Raw genomic sequence first — 4796 nt, 5'->3', positions numbered from 1 at the left:
ATAAACTGTGGAAACAGTGCTGTGAGGAATACGATAGCCTTTGGATTGCTCAGAGCAATACCCAACGCTTGAATGAAAATTTTGGAAGATGCGACCTCTGTTGGAATTACCTGGTTATTAATTTTAGCAAAATCGATACTTTTTTGAAAAATTAATTTAAGACCTAAATAGATCAGATAAGCGGCTCCGGCATATTTGACAGTCTTAAATATGATTTCAGACGCATTAAGAATTGATCCCAAACCTGTAATGGCTATAATACCAAGGCAAAAAAGACCAACAATATTCCCAAATGCTGCAAATACTGATTTTCGATATCCATGCAGGGTTGAGTTCGTCATTATGAAAAGAACCGCAGGTCCAGGCGTTGATGTGGCGATGATCACCAATGTCAAATACATGAGCCATGATTGAATTGTCATTCCCACTACTTCCTTTGAGTGATATTTGAAAATCAATTTTTTTGAGAGATATAGCTGATTCAGTAAGATTCTGCCAGAAGAATTTTTTTATATTTAAAGAGTTGAATTTCATCGGGTTGACCGACACCACAAGATATGGTTTTTGGTAAGCTAAAAAATTATGGTTTAAGTTTCGAATATATTTTTTCAAGTTTGTTACAAGTGTTGAGTTCCAGGCTAAATGGGCTTGATGAAGACTCAAATTTTTAAAATGTATTGACCTGTTTGATATTTTGTCAGATTAAATAGCCCATAGGTAAGGGCTTTTTTTTATGCAAAAAATTAGGCGGAGAGAGTTGCAGCTCTCGTCCGCCCATAAAACAAAGGGGGCTGTTTGCCCTCCAAAAAACAGGAATATGATACAATTCGTTACCGTTATACTCAAGGATATTTTTGATCGAGGACGCAATTTTTCCTGGGAGCGCCCACCAAAGTGCCCTAAATGTAATTCTTTCAAAGTCTGGGGACATGGATTTGTTCCGGCTTATTTTGATTGCTTTGATGTTCCGTTGTTATTAAAACGTTATCGTTGCCCTGACTGTGGCTGTGTCATTACAATGAGGCCAGCAAGTCACTTTAGCGGTTTTCAATCTTCTCGGACAACCATTCGGTCTGCTCTTCAACACCGGATAAATCGTGGGAAATGGCCTCCCCAGTTATCCACTGCACGAATGCGTTATTGGCTGAGGAACCTGAAAGGGCAGATCAAGGCTCATCTCCCTCAGAGCTGGAAGTCTGGGTTGATGGTTTCCTATGACTATCTTCTGGGTATGGGAAAGATTCCTGTGAGCAGATCAATTTAATCTGCAACAAAAACAGTGTGATACAAAACCAACCAATGGCTTCCTTTGAAGTGGGATTTAAAAGGGTGTAATTCCCCAGAAAACCCTAACTCCAGAGGAGGACTGATGGAAAAAAAGCAAAAAATTGATGTGGCGGTATTCCGATACAGTGTGATTCAAGACTTTGTAAACGGTATAATGCTCAATCATGGAGAACGGGAGCATCTGCTGCGGGAAAAGTGCGCCCGCAAATGGCTGATTCCCCACTCCGGCAAAACCAGTATTAGCCGCGGCACCATTCAACGATGGATATGTCTTTATGAATCAAATGGCGGCCAGCTTGAATCTTTATATCCCAGGGGCAGAAACGACAAAGGTGCAACCCGGGTATTGGATGATGAAACCTGCCTGATTCTTGCGCAACTGAGAAAAGAGATGCCGGATGTGACGGTACCCTTTATTATAAAGACCATGAAAAAGCGGAGAATTGCACCCAGTCGACTGTCTCAGTCAACGGTGTATCGTTTTTTCCACCAGCAGGATCTTATGAAAAAACGCAAAGCACCTGAAGATCGCCGTAAATTTGAAGCGGAACATCCCAATGACATGTGGCAAAGTGACGTCATGCACGGACCCCATGTGGAAATAGACGGCAAACAGAGGAAATCTTATCTGATCGCCTTTATCGATGACCATTCCCGACTAATTGTGTATGGGCAATTTTATGCTTCAGAGAACACTCGATCGTTCATGCATGCCCTTGAACAGGCATTCCTCAGGCGTGGACTACCCCGTAAACTCTATGTTGACAATGGCAGTGCCTATCGTTCCAAACAGTTGATGCACACCATGGCGTCTCTGGCAATTGCACTGATTCATGCCAGACCATATAAACCCCAAGGAAAAGGGAAAATTGAAAGATTTTTCAAAACAGTTCGCTCACAGTTCCTGCCGGGGTTTACCGGCACCACCCTGGGAGAGATCAATATTGCCTTTGAAGATTGGCTGGCCCATGATTACAATGACCGAAAGCATTCTGCCACAGGGAATAAACCCCTGGAGCGATTTACAGACGGTATTGAATGTATCCGCTCTACACCGGATAATATAAAGGAGCATTTTAGAAAAACAGTTCGACGCAAAGTCAACAATGATCGGACCATTATTCTTGATAAACGCTTGTACGAAGGGCCAGTGGAGCTTGTGGGCAAACAAGTGGAGCTACTTTTCCATGAGAATGAATATGACCGGGTGGAACTTTTGCACCTGCAAAAATCATGGGGTTTTTTAAAGCCGGTGGATCTCAATGTCAATTGCCGGGTAAAACGAGACAAAAACAATGATCCTGTGATTTCATTTGAAGAGACAACCGCTGAAACCGGCCAGATGTGGGGAGACAAACTATGAATACCTCCCATCGTATTTTCTTTGAACTCCAAAAGGAACCATTCATTGCTGACATTGCCCACAAGGAAATCCTGGAGACCCCTGAAATAAAGGGCGTTGAAAATCGTGTCCGTTATGCCACAAGTCTTGGGAGCGTCGCATTGATCACCGGAGAAATTGGTAGCGGTAAATCCACTGCCCTAAGATATGTCTCAGGCAAACTTCATCCTTCGGAGTATCGCATTATCCAGGTAACCGCTTCCAACGGATCCATTCTTGAGCTGTATCGCAATATCCTTGGGGAGTTGGATCTTGATCCCGTGGGCAGTTCAAGAACCCGTATGACCCGCCAAATCAAACAGGAAATTATGGATACCGTCATCGGGAAAAAGATGAAAATAGTTCTGATTATAGATGAAGCATCCCTGTTGCGACTGGAAGTTTTTGCTGAACTGCACACCCTGACACAGTTTGACAATGACTCAAAACCTTTTCTACCCATTATTCTGGCAGGCCAGGCTAACCTGGTTGATAACTTAAAATTTAGGTATTCCATGCCCCTGGCATCAAGGGTAGTGGGCAGATGTCATCTCCAAGGCGTTGACCGACAGGGTATGGAGGATTATTTGCTCCATCATTTGTCCATCGCAGGAGTTCATAAAAATTTGTTTGAACCGGCAGCCATCACTGCCATTCACCAGGGAGCAGGAGGGCTATTCCGAAAGGCAAACCATCTGGCCCGGGGTGCCATTATTGTTGCTGCCCAGGCAAAATCTCACCAGGTACTGCCTGATCATGTCCGCATTGCGGCCACTGAAATCTTTTAGATAATGTATTTAGAGTTTCGGTGAAACGGAGTCAGGATATCCTGGGGAGGAAACCTGACAAGGGATAGCCGAAAGCAGGCTGCATTGAATAATGCGCCAGGGGGAAGTGGATAAATTCTGCTTCCCCCTTCATTATTATTCAAGCTGCCCTGCCCATGCCTTAAAAACCCACTGGTGGGAGCAACGCCGACCATCAAGTTTGTTCAAAACAAAGTGGAAATAATAAAATGTATTTAAAATAATCAGGAAATTTAAGCCAATACAATGAGGCAATCAACAATAACCCCAGATTATCCCTGTAAGTCCACACTTTATTCAAAATCATTCAACTACAACAGTTAGTATCTGATTTTTTTTATCCCCAAGTGCAATGGCAAACTGAGTTGGATATAGCGATTCCCCTTCTATGAGAGATCTAACGCCATTAAACCCTATACATCGATATTTTATTTGACCTTAAAAAAAATTTTAATTTTCTGAGATTACGAACAAGATTAGATATGGGGTTTGGATATAGATCTTACCGATTGTCCAGAAGATGCCGGATCAGTTTCAAGGACACGTCGGGTTTAACAGGCTTCATTAAAAAACCGTCAATGCCCATTTCATGATAATTGTCTTTGTTGATTTTTTCACTGAAACCCGTTGAAATGATGATGGGAACATCAGGCCTTATTTTTTTGATTTCAAGTGCCAGGGTCAAGCCTGTCATGGTGGGCATTGTCATGTCGCAAATGACAATGTCGAAAATATCGGGTTCGGCTTTGAATTCATTCAAGGCATCAAGGCTTCTGACAAAGGGTGTGACCTTATACCCGTACCGTTCAAAGGCCTCTTTCTGGACATCCACGATAAAGGGTTCATCATCAACAAAAAGAATTGATTCACACCCGTGCAAATCCGTTTTTTGACCATTAATAAAGGGTGTTGTGTCCAAAGGACGGCTGTTACTGGGAATGTACACCTTAAAAAGGCTTCCTTTTCCCGGCTCACTGGAAAAACCGATATCTCCGCCATAGTTTTTTACAATACCGGCAATCACGGACAGCCCGATCCCTGTTCCTGTTCCATTTTCCTTGGTCGTAAAATAGGGCTCAAATATCTTGTTTATGATGGATGCATCTATCCCCTCCCCGGTATCAGCAACGCTCAGGCAGGCATAGCTGCCCGGATTCAGACTCAAGCCACAGGGACTGTCCGCGGTGACGGCAATCTCCTTGAGTGTGACATCCAGCATCCCGCCATCATGCCCCATTGCATGAAACGCATTTGTAATCAGGTTCATGGTAATCTGATAAATGTGATTGGGATCCACCATGACCGGTCCGCACTCATTGTCA

Annotated in this window: 4 protein-coding genes; 2 read left to right on the top strand and 2 right to left on the bottom strand. The window is 43.3% G+C overall.

Features of this window, described 5'->3' with window-relative positions:
• Positions 1-422 (bottom strand): LysE family translocator (locus Q1Q15_RS25300; RefSeq protein ID WP_300465546.1); only part of this gene is annotated, 422 nt, incomplete at its 3' end.
• 947 nt (positions 423-1369) lie between these two features.
• Between Q1Q15_RS25300 and Q1Q15_RS25295 the strand changes: the two genes are divergently transcribed.
• Entirely contained in the window at positions 1370-2650 is a 1281-nt protein-coding gene (locus Q1Q15_RS25295) for a DDE-type integrase/transposase/recombinase (protein WP_300465544.1), read from the top strand.
• Positions 2647-3456, top strand: a complete 810-nt coding sequence (locus Q1Q15_RS25290) for an AAA family ATPase (protein ID WP_300465542.1) — start codon at positions 2647-2649, stop codon at positions 3454-3456. Before Q1Q15_RS25295 ends, Q1Q15_RS25290 begins: the two co-directional genes overlap by 4 nt.
• 520 nt (positions 3457-3976) lie before the next feature.
• Here the strand turns inward: Q1Q15_RS25290 and Q1Q15_RS25285 are convergent.
• Positions 3977-4796: response regulator (locus Q1Q15_RS25285; protein WP_300465540.1), on the bottom strand; the 820-nt coding region annotated here is incomplete at its 5' end.

It is taken from the genome of Desulfobacula sp. (assembly GCF_030145145.1).
Taxonomy (GTDB): domain Bacteria; phylum Desulfobacterota; class Desulfobacteria; order Desulfobacterales; family Desulfobacteraceae; genus Desulfobacula.
The sequence above is the reverse complement of the archived record's forward strand: the minus strand, read 5'-3'. Positions and strand labels throughout refer to the sequence as shown.